We start from the raw sequence: 16,258 nt of genomic DNA on the forward strand, positions 1-16,258 counted from the left end.
CGGAGGCGCGGGTGGTGTGCGGGAGATCCGGTGTCAGATGCGGACGGCACAGACCGCGCTGGCCTGTCGACAGAGGTCGACGTGCCTGCGGGAGATGAGGCGCATGTCCGGGTTCACGGGAGCAATATGACAGTGGCTTCGGCGAGCGGTCAACCCGGTCTGTCCGGATCCTGGTACGAAACCCCCTCCTGATCCGTTACGCACGCCTACCGCTCGAAGGCCGCCAACGGGCTCCTGAACAGCGGGTTCAGCGCAATCGTGCCCCCGGCGACGGGCAGGGCGGCCATCCCGGCATGCGGACTCACGATCCGCTCGGGGTCCCGGCAGACATGGGACAGGTCGACCGCGGCGCCCCGGATCTCCTCCAGGTACTCGGGGTTGAGCAGGCTGGAGTGCTCGGTGACCACGACCAGGTCGGGGTTGAGGACGTCGAGCAGCAGCGCGGCGGCCCGGCCCACCGCGCGGGCCCGCTCGCGCAGCAGCCGGTCGGCCCGCCGGTCACCGGCCGCCGCCGCGTCCACCAGCAGGAACACATCGGCTTCGGGCACGATCCCGCGCCGCACGGCGGTCCGCCCGACCGCCACGTTGGAGGCCGTCGTCTCCAGGCAGCCGGTGCGTCCGCAGGGGCAGGCGACCGTGGAGTCCGGCACCGGCAGATGGGCGACGTCCCCGGCTCCGGAGCCCGGCCCCTGGTGGACCACCCCGGCGATGCCCAGGGCCGCGTCGACGACGTTGCCGATGAAGAGGTGGACCAGGCTGCGGCGCGCGGCGGGGTGCCCGAAGAGGATCTCGGACTGGGCGATGGCGCGGGCGTGGTTGTCGATGCGGACGTCGATTCCCCCCAGGCCGCGGGAGAGTTCGGCGGCGAGCGGCCGTTGGTGCCAGCCCAGCGCGTCGTGCCGTACGGCCGTGCCGAGCGCGGGGTCGACCCAGCCGCCGAGCGCCGCGCCGACCCCCAGCAGCCGGCGGCCCCGGACCGTGTCGTCGAGGAAGGTCCGCAGCCCGGCGAGGACGCGGCCCGGCAGTTCACCGGGGTCGATGTCCTCGTGCGGGAAGGTGCGCCGGGCGAGCAGCCGGCCGCGCAGGTCCAGCAGGCCGAACGACGATCCCGGCACCCCGATGTGGACGCCGCCCGCCACCGGCCCTTCGCTCTCCCCGGTGTTGAGGTCGACCGGGATCTGCGGTCTGCCGACGCCGCTGCTCTCCACCAGCTCGGGCAGTTCACGGACCAGGCCGAGGCGGACGAGGTCGGTGCACTGACGCGAGACGGCGGCCGGGCTGAGGCCGGAGAGGGCGGCGATGGACCTGCGGGCGACGGGCCCGTGGTCGAGCACCGTGCGCAGGACGGTCGCGGCGTTGGCCTCGCGGCGGCCGTCGCCGGCGGTGCGGATGAGCTGGGGGGCGGCGGTCATGAGGCCTTCCTTCGGTCCTGCGCCACGGGGGCGCTCGCAACGTTACGGCGGCGTGAATTCGCGCGGGGGCCGCGCCCGGTCACCGGGCGGAGCGGCTGCCCCGTCCGGAGCCCTGTCCGAAATCATGGAGATAACCGCTGGTCAGAGGCGCTCCGGCAGTGCGTGGCCGGACGGATCCCGGGCCCCGCGCAAGCGCCGATTCAACCACCGCCGGACGGAGCCCGGGGCGCGGGTCCGTGCTTGACGCCCGCCGCGGGGCGCTGGAATTCTCCGGGGCATGTTCGCGACGGCCGTTCCCGACGCGCGGCCCGCTCCCGCCGGCCGCACCGCAGCAGCGGTGGCGTGTCCGCGCGGTTGTACCGCCGGCTGACCTGCCGCACTGCCGCACCTTCGCCGGCGTCACGCCACGCCGCCCCCTCTCCTTCGTCCGTCCCACCGGACCACTCCCTGCCGCCCTCTGCACGCTCCCTGTCTCAATTAATTCCGCTCCAAGATTAATCCACGGATGGTCTTGGCTCCCGAAAGGAATCCGCCATGTCCTCGGCAACCACCGCCACCACCGCCCCTTCCACCGTCACCGTTCAGAAACTCGGCGGCCGTCTCGGCGCCGTCATCTCAGGAGTGCGGCTCGGCGGCGATCTCGACGCCCCGACCGTCGCGGAGATCCGGTCCGCCCTGCTGGCCGACAAGGTCGTCTTCTTCCGTGGCCAGGACCACCTGGACGAGGAGAGCCATGAGGCGTTCGGCCGGCTGCTCGGCACCCCGGTCGCACACCCCACCGTCCCGTCCGCCGACGGCCGTTACTCCCTCGGCATCGACTCCGACCACGGCGGCCGGGCCAACCAGTGGCACACCGACGTCACCTTCGTCCCCGCCTACCCGGCGTTCTCCATCCTGCGCGCCGTGATCGTCCCGCCCTACGGCGGCAACACCCTGTGGGCCAACACCGCCACGGCCTACGACGGTCTTCCCGAGCCGCTGCGCGTGCTGGCCGACTCCCTGCGGGCCGTCCACTCCAACGACTACGACTACGCGGCGCTGCGCCCGCAGGCCCTGCCCGAGGCGCTGAAGCAGTACAAGGAGGTGTTCACCTCGACGAAGTTCCTCACCGAGCACCCGGTGGTGCGGGTGCACCCGGAGACCGGCGAACGCGTCCTGCTGCTGGGCAACTTCGTGCAGCGGATCGCCGGACTGACCGGCAGGGACTCCCGTACGCTCCTGGATCTGTTCCAGTCGCACATCGAGCGCCCGGAGAACACCGTGCGCTGGCAGTGGCAGGTCGGCGACGTGGCGATCTGGGACAACCGCGCCACCCAGCACTACGGCGTCGACGACTCCGACGCCCATGAGCGCAAGCTCCGCCGCGTCACCATCGACGGGGACGTGCCCGTCGGCGTCGACGGCCGCTCCTCCACGCTGATCTCGCCCGAGGAGGTGCCGGACCCGGCGTTCGGCATCGCCTCCGGAGCGTCTGCGGCGGCCTGATCGCGGTCGCCACCCCTCCCCAGCCATGCGCACCCGGCCTCCCGGGCGGTAGCGTCCTGAACAGGACAGTCCGGATCAGGACGACCGCCCGGGAAGCGGGCAGGGCACCAGGGGAAAGCGGGCCGGGTACGTGGAGAGCCACAGCGGAATCACCGTGCAGCGGGCGCTGGAGCTGCCGGGGCTGCGCGCCGGGCTCCCGGAGGTGGTGGCCGGCGCCGACCGGCTGAACCGTACGGTGCGCTGGGTGCACGCGGGCGAGGTCCCGAACATCGCCTCGCTCCTCAAGGGCGGCGAGCTGCTCCTGACGACGGGGCTCGGACTGGGCGCCCGCCCGGCCGAACAGCGCGCCTTCGTCCGCCGTCTCGCCGACCGGGGCATCGCGGCCCTGGTGGTGGAGCTGGGCCCGCGCTTCGGCCGGCTGCCCGCCTCCATCGTGGACGCCGCCCGCGCTGCCGGTCTGCCGCTGGTCCAGCTGCACCGCGAGGTGCCGTTCGTCGCGGTGACCGAGGAGGTGCACACCGAGATCGTCAACGGGCACTACGCGCTGCTCCAGCAGGCGGAGGAGGTGCACCGGCGCGCCACCCGGGCGCTGCTCGACGGGGGCGGGGTGCCGCAGGTCCTCGGGATCCTCGCCGACTTCACCGCCAACCCGGTCTTCCTGGAGACGCCCGACGGCCAGCTCCTGTACGCGGCGTCCACCGGGACAGGACCGGTCGGCGCGGACCCGCTCCAGGTCTGGGAGGGCATGCGCGGCGACCGGGCGGCCCGGGAGTCCCCGCCGACCGGTGCGCTGCTGGTGGACGTGCCCGGCGGCGGGCCCGAGACCGGTTCGGTACGGGCACGGCTGGTGCTCCTCGCGGTGGCCGGGCCGCTGGCGACCGTGCACCGGATGGCGGCGGAGCGTGCGGCGGGCCTGCTGGCGGTCGTGCTGATGCAGGCCCGGCAGGAGGAGGAGCTGGCCGCCCGGGGCCGGGGCGACTTCCTGACCGATCTGGCGGAGGGCCGGATCGCCCCGGAGGACGCCCCGGCCCAGGCCCGGGTGCTCGGCTTCCGGCCCGGCGAGACACCCCTCCTGCCGGTGGTGATGCGGCTGGCCCCCGAGCTGTCCCCCTCGGGCAACTGGGCGCTGCTGGCCCGTGCGGTCCTGGAGGAGCTGGCCTCGGTCGGGGTGCCGGTGCTGCTCGGCGTACGGCCCGTGGAGGGGCGGGTTCCGCTGCTGCTGGGGCTGCGTTCGGAGGGCGAGCGCACGGCGGTCGCGGACCGGGTGGCGGCGGCGCTGCGGGCGGGCGTGGAGCGGGCCGGACTCGACCGGGCCGGATCGCAGCAGCCGGTGGTCGTGGTCGGCGTCGCGGGCGGCTGGGCGGCGGCGGGTGCCGGGCTGCGGCACGCGGCGGAGACGGCGACGGCCGCGCAGGGCCTGGACGACCGGCCCTGGTACGACGCCCGGCGGCTCGACATCGATCTGCTGCTGTGGCGGCTGCGGGACCATCCGGACCTGGCGGCGTTCGTGAACCGGGCGATCGGTCCGCTGCGCGAGCACGACCGCACCTCGCGCCCGCCGTTGCTGCCGACGCTCCAGGCCTATCTGGCGCACGCGGGCCGCAAGGCGGAGACCGCCCGCGAGCTGCACCTCAACCGCCAGACCCTCTACAACCGGCTGGCCCGGATCGGCGAACTGCTGGGCACGGACCTGGACGACCCGCAGACGGTGCTGGCACTGAGCCTGGCGCTGCGGGCCCGCCGCCACACGACCTGACCGGCCGGGTCACGCAACGGCTCAGCGCGCCCGCCCCGGCCCCCTCGCCGGTCCGGTCAGCGACCGCGCCCCGTCGCCAGCGGCTGCGCCAACTCGTCGTAGACGCTCAGCACATGGGCGATCGTGTCGTCCTCGGTGGGCCAGCCCGCCGCCTGCACCCGCCCGGCCTCGGCGAGCCGGGTCCGCGCCGCCGGGTCCCCCAGCAGCCCCACGACCGCACGGGCGAGGGCCACGGCGTTGCCGTACGGCACCAGCTCAGCTGCTTCGCCGACCAGTTCGGGCACACCACCGACCGCCGTGGCCACCAGCGGCACCCCGGACCGCAGCGCCTCCTGCGCCAGCAGGGAGCGGCCCTCCCACCGGCTCGGCAGCAGGACGAGATCAGCGGCGGCGACCAACTCCCCCACACCCTCGCGGGATCCGATGAGCGAGACGGGCAACTCCTCGTCCCTGATCCGTCGTTGCAGGGCCTCCCGGTCGCGCCCCTCCCCCGCGATGACGAGCAGCGGCACGGGGTCCAGCCGCCGCCAGGCGCGGGCCGCGTCCAGCAGGGTGCCGAAACCGTGATGCGGTACGAGACTGCCGACGGCCATCAGCAACGGCCTTTCGACCGCCCCCAGTTCGGCCCGCACCTTGCCCGCGTCGACCGCTCCGTCCGGGTGCGCGGGCGGGGCGGCTGTGGGGGCGAGCCGGGCATCGCGGGCGCCCCGCTCCCGGGCCCGGTCCACCAGGTCGGAGGAGGGGGCGAGGACCACGGCCGCCGCCCGTGCGGCGCGCCGTTCCAGCAGGTGCAGGATCTGGCGGCGGGCGCCTTCCGCGTACCGCCGGGTGTGCCAGGTCGTCACGAGCGGCACGGTCCGTCCGCTCAGCGCGAGGGCGGTGCGGGCGGCCGCGTGGAGCCCGTGGGCGTGGACGACGTCCGCCCCCGTGCAGGCGGCCCGCAACGCGGCGACGGCGGCCGGGTCGCTGCGCCGGGGCACCGGCAGGAAGCGGGCTCCGGTCGCCGTGAAGTCGTAGGCGCGGTCCACGGCGGCCGGCGCGCAGACGGTCACCTGCACCCCGCGCGCCACCAGCCCGGCGGCCAGCGAACCGACGTGCGCGCTGCTGCCCGCACTGCCGCCGCCCAGGACTTGGACCGTACGCAGCTGTGACACGTTGAATGGCTCCCCGGGGGTCCGGAGTCGGCGGAACAAGGACAGCGCCAAGGATGCCAGCCCGTACGCACGTTCCGGCACCGCCGTAACGTTGCTGCCGCACCCACGGCGACAACCGACCACACCGCATCACCCTCACGGGTGAATCACCGGAGCACGCCACACGGGGGCGCGCCGCGCCGGACCGCGCCGCGCCCCCGCCCCTCACCCGTCGGCGCGCGCCGTGGCGAGCAGTTCCTCGGCATGGGCGCGGGCCGTCTCGGAGTCTTCCTGGCCCGCCAGCATCCGGGACAGCTCCCGGACCCGGTCCTCACCCTCCAGGACGGTGACCCCGCTGCGGGTCACCGAGCCGTCCACGGTCTTCTCGACCAGCAACTGCCGGTCGGCGAAGGCCGCGACCTGCGGCAGGTGGGTCACGACGACCACCTGCGCGGACCTGGCGAGCTTGGCGAGCCGGCGGCCGACCTCGACCGCCGCCTTGCCGCCGACGCCCGCGTCGACCTCGTCGAAGAGATACGTCGGTACGGGGTCGGAGCCCGCGAAGACGACCTCGACCGCGAGCATCACCCGGGACAGCTCACCGCCCGACGCGCCCTTGGCGATCGGCCGGGGCTGGGCGCCCGGGTGCGGGGCGAGGAGCAGCTCCACCTCGTCGGCGCCGGAAGGGCCGTAGACGACGCTCCGCCCGCCGATGTCGATGCCGGACGCCTCGTCCGCCGCCTCGGTCTGCCGGATGGCGAAGGAGACCCGGGCGTGCGGCATGGCGAGCGAGGCGAGCTCCTCGGTCACCGCATCGGCGAACCGCGCGGCGGCCTCCGTACGCGCGTCGGTCAAGGCCTGCCCGAGCACGGAGAGTTCGGCCCGCAGAGCGTCGCGCTCGGCGGTCAGCTCGCCGATCCGCTCGTCGTCGCCCTCCAGCTCGGTGAGCCGGCCGGCGCCCTCCTGGGCCCAGGCCAGCACGGCCGCGATGTCCTCGCCGTACTTACGGGTCAGGGCGGTCAGGGCCGCCCGGCGCTCCTCCACGGCGGCCAGCCGCAGCGGATCGGCGTCGAGCTGGTCCGCGTACCCCGCCAGCTCTCCGGAGACGTCGGCGAGCAGGATGGAGATCTCCCCCACCCGGTCCGCCAGCGCGGCCAGCGCCGGGTCGTGGGCCCGGACCCCGTCCAGCGCCTGCCCGGCCGCGGCCACCACGGTGGTGGCGTCGACGCTCTCCGGGTCCTCCGGGTTCCCCGCCAGCGCGGTGTGCGCGAGGGAGGCGGCGGAGGCGAGGGCCTCGGCGTGCCCGAGCCGTTCCGCCTCGGCGGCCAGCTCGACGTCCTCCCCCGGCAACGGCTCGACCGCGGCGACCTCGTTCAGCCCGAAGCGCAGCAGATCCGCCTCCTGAGCCCGCTCCCGGGCCCGGGTGGTCAGCTCGTCGAGCTCCGTGGCAACGGCGCGCAGCCGCCGGTAGGCCGCCGCGTACTTGGCGTGCGGGACCTCCACCCCGTCCCCGGCGTACCGGTCCAGGGCGCCCCGCTGCCGGGCGGGCTTGAGCAGGCCCTGCTGGTCGGTCTGGCCGTGCACGGCGACGAGTTCGTCCGCCAGCTCGGTCAGGACCCCCACCGGCACGGATCTGCCGCCGAGGTGGGCCCGTGAGCGCCCTTCGGCCGAAACGGTACGGCTGATGAGCAGCGCACCGTCGTCGAGTTCCGCCCCGGCCTCCTCGGCCCGCAGCGCCGCCGCGTCGCCCTCGGACACGGTGATCCGGCCCTCGACGACCGCGGCCTTGGCCCCGACCCGTACGAGAGCGGGGTCCGCGCGCCCGCCGAGCAGCAGCCCGAGGCTCGTGACGACCATGGTCTTGCCCGCGCCGGTCTCACCCGTGACCGCGGTGAAACCGGGTGACAGCTCCACCACCGCGTCGTCGATGACTCCGAGCGACCGTATCCGCATCTCCTCCAACACGGACATGACCTTACGAGGTCCCGGGCCGGACGCGCGACGGCCCCCGCTCCCGGATTCACTCTCCCGGGTAGGACGGGGGCCACGGGCGCTCCCGGCGACCGTCAGTGGGGCGCGCCCCGCCACCCCGAGACGGGCAGGGCGAACTTCGCCACGAGCCGGTCGGTGAACGAGGCCTGGTGCAGCCGCGCCAGCCGTACGGGCACCGCGCCGCGCCGCACCTCGACCCGGGCGCCGGCGGGCAGTTCCACGGTCCGCCGGCCGTCGCACCACAGCACCCCGTGCGGGGTGTGCGGCTGCACCTCCACGGCGAGCACGGAGGTGGGCGAGGTCACCAGGGGCTTGGCGAACAGCGCGTGGGCGCTGATCGGGACCATCAGCAGCGCCTCGACCTCGGGCCAGACGACGGGCCCGCCCGCCGAGAAGGCGTACGCCGTCGAACCGGTCGGGGTCGCGCAGACGATCCCGTCGCAGCCGAACCCGGTGACGGGACGGCCGTCGATCTCCAGGACGACTTCGAGCATCCGCTCGGGCGACACCTTCTGCACGGCCGCCTCGTTGAGCGCCCAGTCGCTGTGCACGACGTCGCCGTTGCTGTGCACGAGAACGTCGATCGTCATGCGCTCCTCGACCTCGTAGTCGCGGGTGACGACCCGGGAGACCACCTTGTCGAGGTCGTCGCGCTCGGCCTCGGCGAGGAAGCCGACGCGTCCGAGGTTGACGCCGAGCATCGGCACCCCGGAGGCGCGGGAGAACTCCGCGCCGCGCAGCAGCGTGCCGTCGCCGCCGAGGACGACGAGCAGTTCGCAGCCGTCGACTGCGGAGGGGCTGGTGTCGGTGACCGTCTCCACGGCGTCCGGCAGCGGCAGATCGGCCGCCTCGGCCGCCGAGACCCGTACGCCGAGCCCGTTGCGCAGCAACCCCTGTACGACGAGTTCCGCGCTGCGGATCGCGGCCGGGCGGCCGGTGTGCGCCAGAAGGAAGACGGTTCGTGCCGTGTCGGTCGTCACCTGCGTCGTCACATTCGTCGTCAACGGGGCCCCTCCGCCACTGCACGGTCGACATCAGCGGGATCCAGCTCGGGTGCGCCGGCCCGCAGCCACAGAAAGTACTCGACGTTGCCCGAGGGCCCGGGCAGCGGACTGGCCGTCACCCCGCGCACGCCGAGCCCGAGCTCCCCGGCCCGCCGCGCCACCTCCCGTACCGCTTCGGCGCGCAGCTCTGGGCTCCGCACCACACCGCCGCTGCCGAGCCGTTCCTTGCCCACCTCGAACTGCGGCTTGACCATGAGGACCAGGTCCGCGTCGGGCGCGGCGCAGCGCGCGAGGGCGGGCAGCACGAGGCCCAGCGGAATGAAGGACAGATCCCCCACGACCAGGTCGACCGCCTCCCCGTCGATGTCCTCCAGGGTCAACTCCCGTACGTTGGTACGGTCCTTGACGACGACCCGTTCATCGGACCGCAGCGACCAGGCGAGCTGCCCGTAGCCGACGTCCACGGCGACGACCTGCCGGGCCCCGGCCCGCAGCAGCACGTCGGTGAACCCACCGGTCGACGCCCCGGCGTCCAGCGCCCGCCGCCCTTCCACGGACAGCCCGAGCGGCACGAAGGCGGCGAGCGCCCCGGCCAGCTTGTGCCCGCCGCGCGAGACGTAGTCCGGATCGTCGTCGTCCTGGGTGACGACGATCGCGGCGGCCGTCTCGACCTGGGTGGCGGGTTTGGTCGCGGTGGTCCGGCCGACGGTGACGCGCCCCGCGGCGATCAGCTGGCTCGCGTGCTCGCGCGAGCGGGCGAGCTTGCGGCGTACCAGCTCGGCGTCGAGGCGGCGACGTGCCACTCCTGCCACGTTCGGTTCAGCTCCTGTGGTCGTGCGTGTTGTCGTACGCGGATGGGGTTCCGGGTGCGGCCGCGGTCCCGGGCGGCCCGGGTACGGCGGCCGGACGGGCGTCCAGCGAGGTCAGCTCGGCCCGCAGCCCACGGTGTACATCCTCGTACACCTCGATGTGCCCGTCCGCCGGGAGGTGGTCGGCGTCGGCGAGACGCTCCAGCCGGGCGTCCACGGCCGCATGGCCGGTGGGGGCGCGCACGACCCCGAGGGGCGCGGGCCCGGCGGGCTCGTGGGAGGGCGCCTCGGGGGCCGGCTCGCCGTCCACCGGCTCGTCGGGCGTGCTCACGGGCGGTGTCCCCGCCTCCGGCGTCCAGTCGCTCATGCCGAAACGCTACCGCGACCGGCCGGTGTACCGTCGAGCCCGATGGCGACCATGGCGGAGTGCCGCAGCGCACTCGACAGACTTTCGGACAACCTCGCAGCCGCCGAGGGCGACGTGCGCAGCGCGGCTGCCCTCGACCGCTCGCTGAGCTGTCACATCAGGGATCTCGACATCACGTTCACCGGCCGGTTGGCCGATGGCCGGATCCGGGTGACGGACACGGTCGAGGGACCGCCCCGGGAGAAGGCCGAGATCAGACTCGCGATGACGGGCGACGACCTGGTGGCCCTGGTGGACGGCGACCTGAACTTCGCGAAGGCGTGGGCAGCGGGCCGCGTACGCCTGGAGGCGGGCTTCAGGGACCTGCTGAAACTGAGATCGCTGCTGTAAGAAGATCAAGCCCGTCCGGGCGGGCCATTCGAGCCCGTCCGGGCGCCAAATCCAGCCCGTCCGGCGATTGAGGACAAAGCGCCCACCGGGGCGCGCCCGACCCCGCGCTCACCGAGCCCTCAGGCGGCAACCTTCCGCGCCTTGCGCGCGGCCGGCACGACCAGCGGCGTCCCCGTCTCCGGATCGTCGATCACCTGGCACCGCATGCCGAACACCCGCTCCACCAGCTCCGCGTCGACGACGTCCGAAGGCGCCCCCTCCGCGACGATCGCGCCGTCCCGCATCGCGATGAGATGCGTGGCGTACCGGGCGGCGTGGTTCAGGTCGTGGAGCACGGCGACCAGGGTGCGCCCCTGGGTCTCGTGCAGCTCGGCGCAGAGGTCGAGTACGTCGATCTGGTGCTGGATGTCGAGATACGTCGTCGGCTCGTCGAGCAGCAGCAGCGGCGTCTGCTGGGCCAGCGCCATGGCGATCCAGACCCGCTGGCGCTGGCCGCCGGACAGCTCGTCGACATAGCGCTCGGCCAGCTCGGCGACGCCGGTGGACTCCATGGACTCGTTGACCACCCGCTCGTCCTCCGGCGACCACTGCCGCAGCAGCCCCTGGTGGGGGTAGCGGCCGCGGGCGACGAGGTCGGCGACGGTGATCCCGTCGGGGGCTATGGAGGACTGCGGCAGCAGCCCCAGCGTCCGGGCGACCTTCTTCGCGGGCAGCTGGTGGATGGTCTGCCCGTCCAGCAGCACCTGCCCCCGGCTCGGCTTCAGCATCCGGGCGAGGGCCCGCAGCAGGGTCGACTTGCCGCAGGCGTTGGGCCCGACGATCACGGTGAAGGAGTTGTCGGGGATCGCGACCGAGAGGTTCTCGGTGATGACCCGCTGGTCGTAGCCGAGGGTCACCGATTCTGCGGTGAGGCGCTGCATGGTCGTACTCCCGGAGTCGGTGAGGTGAAGCGGTACGGCGCGGGGCACGGGCGGACCACCGAGCTGCACCAGGTTAGGTTAACCTATCTTCCTCTTCGCGCCACGGGTCCCGGCGGTCGCCCCACACCCTCAACGCCCTGACGGACAAGGGGCGTCCGGTTCAGAGCTGGAGGCCGGTTCAGAGCTGGAGGGCCGCGAGGGCCTTCCCCGCGTCCAGCCCGCACACACCCGCACCGGCGGACGCCCAGGCAGCCGCGCAGAGCGCCCGCAGCCCGTCGAGTGCGTCGCCTGCCCCTTCCAGGGCCAGCGTGTCCCCGCGGACGGAGGCCGTCCAGCCCCCGCAGCGGTAGGCGTCCCCGTCCGGGGTCACCTCGGGCTGCCCCGTCAGCAGCCCCCGCAGGTCCCGGTCGACATAGGTCGGCCGGTGCTCCGGCGGGGCGGCGACGAGCTGGGCCGCGTCGGTCACTCCGGTGAGGACCAGCAGGGAGTCCACGCCCCCGTTGAACGCCCCCTCGATGTCCGTGTCCAGCCGGTCCCCGACGACGATCGGCCGCTTCGCCCCGGTCCGCAGCACGGTCTCGCGGTGCATCGGCGGCAGCGGCTTCCCCGCCACCTGCGGCTCGGCCCCGGTGGCGATCCGTACGACCTCGACCGCGGCCCCGTTGCCGGGTGCGATGCCCCGGGCGCCCGGGATGGTCAGGTCGGTGTTGGACGCGAACCACGGCAGCCCGCGCCGAATGGCGAAACTCGCCTCGGCGAACCGTCCCCACGTCATGTCCGGCCCGCCGTACCCCTGGACCACGGCGGCCGGGTCGTCGTCCGCCGACTCCACCGGTTCAAGGCCGCGCTCCCGCAACGCGACCCGCAGCCCCTCGCCGCCGATCGCCAGCACCCGCGCCCCGGGCGGCAGCTGGTCGGCGACCAGCCGGGCGACGGCCTGGGCGGAGGTGATCACGTCGGAGGGTTCGGCGGGCACACCCAGCTCCGTCAGGTGCTCCGCCACCGCGTCCGGCGTCCGCAGGGCGTTGTTGGTGACGTACGCGAGGTGCATGCCCCCGGCCCGCGCGGCGGCCAGCGAGTCCACGGCGTGGACGATGGCCTCGCCGCCCGCGTACACCACCCCGTCGAGGTCGAGGAGAGCCGTGTCGTACGCCTCGCTCAGCGCCGTGGCACTCCCCGACGGCCGAACGCCGTCCTGCTGGTGGCTCATATGACTCGCTCCTCTTCGCTCTGCGTCTGCCCCGATCATCGCGTATGCCCCAGGCGCACATACGATGCCCTGATGAACACTTCAGGGCCCGTCGAGCAGGGGCTGCGGCTGATCCCGTTCCGCGGACTGCGTTACGTCCCCGAGCGGGTCGGCAGCCTTGCCGCCGTGACCTCACCCCCGTACGACGTGGTCGTCCGGCCGGACGGGCTGCACCACCTGGAGTCCGCGGATCCGCACAACATCGTGCGCCTCATCCTCCCTCAGGCCGACACGGCCCGGGACCGGCACCGGCAGGCGGCCGCCACGCTGGACCGCTGGCTGGCCGAGGGCGTCATCGCCCCGGACCCCGACCCGGTGCTGTACGTCTACGAGCAGCGCAACGACGAGATCCTCCAGCGCGGTCTGATCGGTGCCCTGTCCCTCTCCCCCGCCGCCGACGGCATCGTGCTGCCGCACGAGGACGTCATGGACGACGTCGTCGCGGACCGCGCGGAGCTGATGCGTACGACGGGGGCCCATCTGGAGCCGCTGCTGCTGACGTACCGCGGCGACGGGGATACGCCAACGGGCACGGGCGCGGTGATCGACCGCACGGTCCTGCGGGAACCGCTGCTCGCCACGACGACGGAGGACGGCTTCCGACACCGGCTGTGGGCGGTGACGAACCCGTCGGACCGGCGGGAGATCGAGACGGACCTCGCCCGCCACCAGGCGCTCATCGCGGACGGCCACCACCGCTGGGCCACCTACCTCCGGCTCCAGCAGGAACAGACCGCGCCGGGACCGTGGGACTACGGCCTGGTCCTCCTCGTCGACACGGCCCGCCACCCGCTCCAGGTCCGCGCCATCCACCGGCTCCTGCGCAACCTGCCGGTCTCCCGGGCCCTGAAAGCGCTCAACGGCCACTTCCGCGTCCAGCGGGTCGAGGGGCCGCTCCCCCGCGCCCTCGACGTCCTGGCTGAAGCGGCTACGGCCGGCAACGCGTTCCTCCTCGCCGGCGACGGAGGCTTCCACCTGGTGGACGGCCCCGATCCGGCCCTGCTGGCCCGCACCGTCCGGGCGGACCGGCCCGACGCCTGGCGCACCCTGGACGCGACGGTCCTGCACTCCGCGCTGCTCGACGAGGTGTGGCGGATCCCCGACGCGCCCGAACACATCGGCTACATCCACGACACCGCGGCCGCCGTCGAACAGGCGGAACGCCTCGACGCCACGGCGGTCCTGATGCATCCCGTACGCGAAGAGGTCGTCCGGGACCTGGCCCGGCAGGGTGTGACGATGCCCCGCAAGTCGACGTCGTTCGGCCCCAAGCCGGCCACCGGCCTGGTCATGCGGAGCCTCACCCTCGACTGACCGTTCACCGGGAGAGGGGCGGCACTCGGGTCGGAGTGCCGCCCCTCTCCCGTCAGCGATCAGGCCTCGACGGTCATGCCTTGTCGGGACCGTCCACGGGTCCGTCCTCGGCACGAGGCGCGGTCCGCTCCTCGGACTCGTCGGCCGCGTCCGCCTCGTCATCGTCGAGGACGTCGACGAACTCCACGCCGTCCAGCTCGGCGAGCCGGTCCGAAGCGTCCGTGGAACCGTCCTTGTCGGCCTCCAGCGCCTTCCCGAACCACTCCCGTGCCTCGTCCTCGCGCCCGGCCTCCAGCAGCGCGTCCGCGTACGCGTACCGCAGACGCGGGGTCCACGGCTGCACGGAGTTGGACGCCAGCTCGGGGCTCTGGAGCGTCACGATGGCGGCGTCGATCTGGCCCATGTCCCGGCGGGCGCCGGCGGCCACGAGCCGCATCTCGACCTGCCCGGCCTTGTCCAGCTTCTGCACCTCGGGCTCACCGGCCATGGCCATCGCCCGCTCGGGCCGCCCGAGCCCGCGCTCGCAGTCCGCCATGACGGGCCACAGCTCGACGGACCCGGTCATCCGCCGGGCCGCCCGGAACTCGGCGAGCGCCTCGGCGTACTTCTGCGTCGCGTACGCCGCGAACCCGGCCGCCTCACGGACGGCGGCGACGCGGGACGCGAGCCGGAGAGCGATACGGGAGTACGCGTACGCCTTCTCGGGGTCCTCGTCGATCAGCCGGGCCACCATGACGAGGTTGCGCGCGACATCCTCGGCAAGGGTCTTCGGCAGGCTCATGAGCTCCTGGCGCACGTCCTTGTCGATCTCGTCGCCCGTGACGTCGTCCGGAATCGGCAGCCGCTTGATCGGCTCCCGGTCGCGGTCCCGGTCCCGGTCGTCGCGCCCCCGGAAACCGCCACGGTCCCGGTCGTCGCGCTGGCCGCCGCGATATCCACCCCGGTCGTCGCGGCGGAACCCACCTCCGCGGTTGTCGTCGCGCCGGAAGCCACCTCCGCGGCTGTCATCACGCCGGAAGCCGCCACGGTCGTCATCACGACGGGGCCCACGGTCCCGGTCACGGTCGTCCCGACGGAACCCGCCACCGCGGTTGTCGTCCCGACGGAACCCGCCACCGGAGGGCCGGTCGTCGTCACGGCGGGGGCCACGCGGGCGATCGTCACGCCGCTCGAACCCACCGCCACGGTTGTCATCACGCCGGAAGCCGCCACGGTCGTCATCACGACGGGGCCCACGGTCCCGGTCACGGTCGTCCCGACGGAACCCGCCACCGCGGTTGTCGTCCCGACGGAACCCGCCACCGGAGGGCCGGTCGTCGTCACGACGGGGACCACGCGGGCGATCGTCACGCCGCTCGAACCCACCACCGCGGTTGTCATCACGCCGGAACCCACCACCGGAGCCACCGCCCCGGTTGTCGTCGCGACGCGGTCCACGCGGGCGGTCGTCACGCCGGTCAAAGCCACCGCCACGGTTGTCATCACGACGGAACCCACCGGAAGGCCGGTCCCGGTCGTCACGGCGGTAGCCGCCACCGGAGGGCCGGTCGTCGTCACGGCGGGGGCCACGCGGGCGGTCGTCACGCCGGTCGAACCCACCAGTGGAACCACCACTGGGGCGCCCACCCCGGTACCCGCCACGGTCGTCATCACGACGGGGCCCACGGTCCCGGTCACGGTCGTCCCGACGGAACCCACCACCGCGGTTGTCATCACGACGGAAGCCACCGCCACGGTTGTCGTCGCGACGGAAGCCACCACCGCTGGGCCGGCTGTCGTCACGGCGCGGTCCGCGGTCGCGATCACGGTCCTGGTCGTCGCGGCGGAAGCCGCCACGGTCGTTGTCGCGTCGAGGTGCGCCGGAACCGGACCGGTCGTCACGACCACCGCGGTAACCGCCCCTGTCACCGCCGTCCCGGCGACGCGGCTCGCGCTCCGGACGGTCGTCGGGAGAGTTGGTGGACATGGGTGTGACTCCTGTCTTCGGGTACCACAGACATTCTCGCGCAGCCGACCAGCCGACGCGCTTCGGGAAAAACAAAAGGACCCTTGGTCCCAGCGATGAACGCTGGGACCAAGGGTCCTTGAAAGATTGTTCGGCGGCGTCCTACTCTCCCACAGGGTCCCCCCTGCAGTACCATCGGCGCTGAAAGGCTTAGCTTCCGGGTTCGGAATGTAACCGGGCGTTTCCCTAACGCAATGACCACCGAAACCCTATCGGGTTCTAGCGAACAAGCACACTTTTCAATTAAGTAGTGAAACTGTTCAACCGGTGCGATAACTGTTCGCAACCCGGGAACAACACAGTGGACGCGAGCAACTGAGGACAAGCCCTCGGCCTATTAGTACCAGTCAGCTCCACCCGTTACCGGGCTTCCACATCTGGCCTATCAACCCAGTCGTCTACTGGGAGCCTTAACCAATCAA

At 73.4% G+C, this 16,258-nt stretch carries 15 protein-coding genes and 2 rRNA genes; 4 read left to right on the forward strand and 13 right to left on the reverse strand.

Annotation, left to right across the window (positions count from 1 at the left end; genetic code table 11):
* Positions 1-33 precede the first annotated feature (33 nt).
* The gene (locus IE140_RS36630; protein WP_351768172.1) at positions 34-105 is read right to left on the reverse strand and encodes a putative leader peptide; all 72 of its coding nucleotides are present in this window, start codon (positions 103-105) and stop codon (positions 34-36) included.
* A 101-nt stretch (positions 106-206) separates the two neighbouring features.
* Positions 207-1,412, reverse strand: a complete 1,206-nt coding sequence (locus tag IE140_RS21275; RefSeq protein ID WP_150196933.1) for an ROK family transcriptional regulator — start codon at positions 1,410-1,412, stop codon at positions 207-209.
* Between the two features lie 534 nt (positions 1,413-1,946).
* Here IE140_RS21275 and IE140_RS21280 point away from each other — a divergent pair.
* Both IE140_RS21280 and IE140_RS21285 read left to right on the forward strand, forming a co-directional pair.
* Positions 1,947-2,897: a TauD/TfdA dioxygenase family protein gene (locus IE140_RS21280; RefSeq protein ID WP_150196934.1), complete on the forward strand. Its 951-nt coding sequence runs from the start codon at positions 1,947-1,949 to the stop codon at positions 2,895-2,897.
* A 130-nt stretch (positions 2,898-3,027) separates the two neighbouring features.
* Entirely contained in the window at positions 3,028-4,653 is a 1,626-nt protein-coding gene (locus tag IE140_RS21285) for a PucR family transcriptional regulator (RefSeq protein ID WP_093441589.1), read from the forward strand.
* A 56-nt stretch (positions 4,654-4,709) separates the two neighbouring features.
* Here IE140_RS21285 and IE140_RS21290 read toward each other — a convergent pair whose 3' ends face one another.
* From IE140_RS21290 to IE140_RS21310, 5 genes are all read right to left on the reverse strand, one after another.
* A complete protein-coding gene (locus IE140_RS21290; RefSeq protein WP_150196935.1) occupies positions 4,710-5,807 on the reverse strand; it encodes a glycosyltransferase family 4 protein in 1,098 nt (365 codons plus the stop codon).
* A gap of 204 nt (positions 5,808-6,011) precedes the next feature.
* Positions 6,012-7,757 (reverse strand): DNA repair protein RecN, encoded by a 1,746-nt coding sequence (gene recN / locus IE140_RS21295; RefSeq protein ID WP_032767558.1) that lies wholly within the window; start codon positions 7,755-7,757, stop codon positions 6,012-6,014.
* 95 nt (positions 7,758-7,852) lie between these two features.
* A complete protein-coding gene (locus IE140_RS21300; RefSeq protein ID WP_032775803.1) occupies positions 7,853-8,758 on the reverse strand; it encodes an NAD kinase in 906 nt (301 codons plus the stop codon).
* A gap of 20 nt (positions 8,759-8,778) precedes the next feature.
* Entirely contained in the window at positions 8,779-9,594 is an 816-nt protein-coding gene (locus IE140_RS21305; RefSeq protein WP_032775805.1) for a TlyA family RNA methyltransferase, read from the reverse strand.
* 7 nt (positions 9,595-9,601) lie between these two features.
* Positions 9,602-9,958, reverse strand: a complete 357-nt coding sequence (locus IE140_RS21310; protein WP_150196936.1) for a hypothetical protein — start codon at positions 9,956-9,958, stop codon at positions 9,602-9,604.
* Between the two features lie 42 nt (positions 9,959-10,000).
* Here IE140_RS21310 and IE140_RS21315 point away from each other — a divergent pair, with 42 nt between their 5' ends.
* A complete protein-coding gene (locus tag IE140_RS21315) occupies positions 10,001-10,348 on the forward strand; it encodes an SCP2 sterol-binding domain-containing protein (RefSeq protein WP_150196937.1) in 348 nt (115 codons plus the stop codon).
* Positions 10,349-10,467: 119 nt separating this feature from the next.
* Here IE140_RS21315 and IE140_RS21320 read toward each other — a convergent pair whose 3' ends face one another.
* Both IE140_RS21320 and IE140_RS21325 read right to left on the reverse strand, forming a co-directional pair.
* The gene (locus IE140_RS21320; protein WP_032767587.1) at positions 10,468-11,268 is read right to left on the reverse strand and encodes an ABC transporter ATP-binding protein; all 801 of its coding nucleotides are present in this window, start codon (positions 11,266-11,268) and stop codon (positions 10,468-10,470) included.
* A 178-nt stretch (positions 11,269-11,446) separates the two neighbouring features.
* Complete coding sequence (locus IE140_RS21325; RefSeq protein ID WP_150196938.1) at positions 11,447-12,478, reverse strand: HAD-IIA family hydrolase; 1,032 nt, start codon at positions 12,476-12,478, stop codon at positions 11,447-11,449.
* Between the two features lie 72 nt (positions 12,479-12,550).
* On the opposite strand from IE140_RS21325, the gene IE140_RS21330 reads away from it, so the two are divergent.
* Positions 12,551-13,831 carry a DUF1015 domain-containing protein gene (locus tag IE140_RS21330; protein ID WP_150196939.1) on the forward strand — a complete coding sequence of 427 codons (1,281 nt, stop codon included), beginning with the start codon at positions 12,551-12,553 and terminating at the stop codon, positions 13,829-13,831.
* Between the two features lie 73 nt (positions 13,832-13,904).
* On the opposite strand, the gene IE140_RS36425 is transcribed toward IE140_RS21330, so the two are convergent.
* From IE140_RS36425 to IE140_RS21345, 4 genes are all read right to left on the reverse strand, one after another.
* Entirely contained in the window at positions 13,905-14,612 is a 708-nt protein-coding gene (locus tag IE140_RS36425; protein ID WP_239694539.1) for a tetratricopeptide repeat protein, read from the reverse strand.
* Positions 14,609-15,718, reverse strand: coding sequence for a hypothetical protein (locus tag IE140_RS36430; protein WP_268252780.1), 1,110 nt, complete (start codon positions 15,716-15,718; stop codon positions 14,609-14,611). Before IE140_RS36430 ends, IE140_RS36425 begins: the two co-directional genes overlap by 4 nt.
* A 207-nt stretch (positions 15,719-15,925) precedes the next feature.
* A 5S ribosomal RNA gene (gene rrf, locus IE140_RS21340) occupies positions 15,926-16,042 on the reverse strand.
* Between the two features lie 111 nt (positions 16,043-16,153).
* Positions 16,154-16,258, reverse strand: a 23S ribosomal RNA gene (locus IE140_RS21345); the annotation flags it as partial.

This window comes from Streptomyces parvus (genome assembly GCF_014648875.1).
Classification (GTDB): Bacteria; Actinomycetota; Actinomycetes; order Streptomycetales; family Streptomycetaceae; genus Streptomyces; species Streptomyces parvus.